General features: G+C 43.3%; 3 protein-coding genes. 1 reads left to right on the top strand and 2 read right to left on the bottom strand.

Annotated elements, in window-relative coordinates; translation table 11 throughout:
• Window positions 1–28: 28 nt before the first annotated feature.
• Together G1O98_RS37355 and G1O98_RS37350 are read right to left on the bottom strand one after the other, a co-directional pair.
• Window positions 29–1867, bottom strand: a complete 1839-nt coding sequence (locus G1O98_RS37355) for a penicillin-binding protein 2 (protein ID WP_163939388.1) — start codon at window positions 1865–1867, stop codon at window positions 29–31.
• Between the two features lie 105 nt (window positions 1868–1972).
• Window positions 1973–2683, bottom strand: a complete 711-nt coding sequence (locus tag G1O98_RS37350; protein ID WP_163939386.1) for a hypothetical protein — start codon at window positions 2681–2683, stop codon at window positions 1973–1975.
• 504 nt (window positions 2684–3187) lie between these two features.
• Here G1O98_RS37350 and G1O98_RS37345 point away from each other — a divergent pair.
• The gene (locus tag G1O98_RS37345) at window positions 3188–3385 is read left to right on the top strand and encodes a hypothetical protein (RefSeq protein ID WP_163939384.1); all 198 of its coding nucleotides are present in this window, start codon (window positions 3188–3190) and stop codon (window positions 3383–3385) included.
• Window positions 3386–3689: the final 304 nt, after the last annotated feature.

Here is a 3689-nt window from a genome sequence, read left to right as displayed (position 1 = left end):
CTGCCTCCTCTGCCCCCTGCCCTACTCCCTACGGTGCTTTCGGCTGCTGCTCAATCGCCTTACTTGGCGGAATCTCCTCAAGAGGAATCAGTGCTTCGATTACTGACTTAACAATTGGTGCGGCAACAGTAGAACCATAAGCACTTTCTCCTTTTGGCTCATCCACCAGTGCAAACACTACATAGCGAGGAGATTCTACTGGTAAAATAGCCACGAAGCTTGTCATTCTAGCACCCTTGATGTAACCACCATTAGGACTAGCTTTTTGGGCTGTACCAGTTTTACCAGCAATGCGATATCCGGGAATTTGTGCCGCCTTACCACTGCCTTCATTAACAACAGTTTCCATCATTTCTACGACCTTTTGAGCTGTTGCGGCTGAGAAAATTTGCCGTGATACAGTGCGAGTGGGTGAATCATGCATCTGCCCTTTGGTATCAATCAACCCGCGCACTACATGGGGTGTAACCAATTTACCGCCATTGGCTAAAGCACCGTGCATTTGCACTAGCTGTATGGGTGTCATCGAAAAACCTTGCCCAAAGGAAGTAGTAGCTGGTTCAATTGGCGAAGCGATAAATTCTTCTTGACTTTTGAGCCGACCGCCAACTTCAAAAGGTAAATCTGTATCAACTTTTTGTCCTAATCCCAAGCGTTCTAGCCAGTTGTAGTAGATTGAAGGCTTTAAGCGTTGGATAATTTGCACCATGCCAATGTTGCTGGAATATTGCAAAATCTGAGCGATACTGATTCGCCCATTACCATTATTCATCGCATTTTTGATGTTGTAATTAGCTACTCGAATAGAGCCGGAGTCATTAAACATATCATCTGGTTTGATGACATTATTTTCCAGAGCGATCGCCACATTCAAAGGCTTAAAAGTCGATCCCGGTTCATAAAGATCCGCCACCGTCCAGTTTTTGAACAGCGAGATATTAGCTTTAGCGTATTCATTAGGGTTATAGGTAGGCTGAGAAACGAGGGCGAGTAAGGAACCATCCAACGCATCCATTACAATTACCGCCCCACGTTTAGCATCAAACTTCTCCATTTGTTGTTTGAGTGCCAGGCTAGCAATCCGTTGCAGACGGCTATCGATTGTGAGTTGCAGCCGCAAATCATCAAAATGCAGAAAACCTTCTGGTGCATGATCCGGCATCACGGCTCCATTACCAGAGCGACTGAGGCGCACCGTTTGCACAGGACGTTCTAACAACTTCTCTTGAGAATATTCCACACCTGCTTGACCACGACGGTCAACATTCACATAACCCACCACATCAGCAACCAAATCGTCTGGCGGATAATATCGGGAGTATTTTTGAATTAACTCTAAGCCATTTAAACGCAAAGAAGTCACGCGATCAATAATTTCTTCCGGTAGGGCTGGGGCAAGTATAATTCCGCTTTTTTTGCTTTGAAAAGTTTTCACCAATTCAGCAGTATCTTTGGCCAATATTGGGGCAAGTCGCTCTGCCATCTCTTCATTAGACTTATCAAACAGCTTGGGATGAGCGTACAAAGTATATACAGGACGATCAATCGCCAACAGTTCACTATTGCGATCTACCACTGGGCGACGGGGCATAAAAGGTCGCAAATCCACCATTTGCTGGTTCCGCGCCTGCTCTGTTAATTTTGTCCCCTTGACAATTTGCAAGTTATATAACTTGATACCTAACCCCAATCCTGCTGCCATTAATACGCCCCAGACGAGGAACAGCCGGGAATTGGTATTGGATGTTTGATTTTGGATATTAGAGGCAAGTGTCCCCAACAACCCTCGTTTAGAACCCTTCTGCTGCTTTTTGAATCCTGGATTCCGAGACTTTTTTAATCTTGTTCTGCTTGGTAATTTTTGCATTGCCTACTCAGTACCAAATTACTTTTCGGAGTCAAAAGTCCAAACTTAAAGTTAGTTACTCCATAACTCCTGTACAAACGCGATTAATCGCGTCTCTCCTAACTCTTAATATCCAAGTGGTGATAGCGTTTGCCGTTGCGTTTCCGAACTTGGCGTTATGTTAGGCGTTATGTTATTAGATGATGCTGGCTTAGGATTATGAGGTGCTGGAGACAAGAAAATCATTCCTTGAGGGGTTGGCAATACTAGCCCTGCTGTTGATTGTTCTGCTTCCTTAGCCATTCTATTTGTCAGCGTGGCGTTGGTTGTCGTTAGTAGCCGCTCATGACGTTGGAGGTTTTGCAGTCTACGATACGACTTACTCCAAAGCTCTTGGGAATATACTGTCCAGCCATAAACAGCAAGTGTCGATGCTACTACCAAAAACGCCAAAACTGTCGAATAACGATGAAATGTGTACAAGCGCAACAACCATAAAGGTACGGCTCCAGAATTAGGCATTGTGGGAAGTCCAAGAAAATCTCCCCCTGAACTTTTCTGAGTCGCACTGGACTGCTCATTGAGATTTGGTAACTTTTGTCTACCCAACTCTTTCACCGATTTGGGCATAGCTGCCTTATTTGTGGCAGAAACCGCTAAATTTTTTGAGGAACGCTGTTGTCTTTGAGAGGATAAGGGTGTGGCTTTGGTCGCTGGTGTAGCAGCGCTCTGTGCTACCGAATCTATACGCGCACGTCGCCTTCCTAAAGAAAACATAGAATCTCGCCAGAACCAATTACCCTTTCCAGAAACAGCAGATTTACGAGCAACTACCATAAATTTTTGAGATTGAAAATACTGTACTTTAGATTGATTTTCTTGATTGTCTGTTTTTGATAGGGTTAAGACTTACTTCTGTGCAACAAGCACACATAACAGACTACACCCTTTTAACTGTTCTGATAGATAGCTGTACCAATGTTTGCATCCTCTAGATATTGCAATGTTTGCAATCAGCGATTAGCAACTGGACAGCTTACCCTTTAGAGATAGCACCTAAAGTATGGCAACGCCGGGCAGCAAGGTGCAATACTCTGTGAAAAAAATAAAATTTTTTGTTATGATAGCTCGGTTTGCTAGAAAATTTGGTAATTTCCTTTTTGCTTCGGAGTTAAGAGAAACTAATCAGATAGCTGTATGAGACATACTGCCAAAAAGAATATCCCAAAGGATTATTTTTTTAAGTATGTAATCTCACAACATTAAAAAAAAAGCAATAAATACGGTATCGTATTCAACAGGCGAAAAATTTTTCTAGCCACAATTGGTGAAAGAGGAGTTATGAAAACAAAAATCTTTGGTTTGGCTGTAATCTTAAGTTTAGCTACAATTCTGGGAGCCTGCGAAGGCGGTGGTGATGGTGGTACTACTCCTGGTGGTACTCCTGCTGCTACAGGTGAACCAACTGATGCGCCTCCCGCTACTAAAATCACACCTGCTGCTACACCTGCGGCTACACCTGCTGCTACTCCTAAATAAGGCATCTTAAGCTTTTAGCTTTAGTTGAAATCATGCCCAAAACAGCTTAGTAACAACGCTCGTCACCACATAGCTTGAATTAATAGGTTTATCTAGAAACCTTTATCTTTCTTTTGGTGTATCAGAGCCTAGAGTTTGCTCAAATATCAGCTAAGTAGGGCAGCAATAAAAGGACACTGGTGATGAGGATTACCTCGTCAACCAAGTGTCCGCCTGAAAATTCTCGCCTGACCGAGCCTTATTCCAAGTAAAAGAGAGTTTATTTCTGTAAATCTAAGCCATCTTGTGGGCAAAATACTTCCAT

It is taken from the genome of Nostoc sp. UIC 10630, assembly GCF_010747425.1.
Taxonomy (GTDB): domain Bacteria; phylum Cyanobacteriota; class Cyanobacteriia; order Cyanobacteriales; family Nostocaceae; genus Nostoc.
This window is presented reverse-complemented; position numbering and strand designations above follow the sequence as displayed.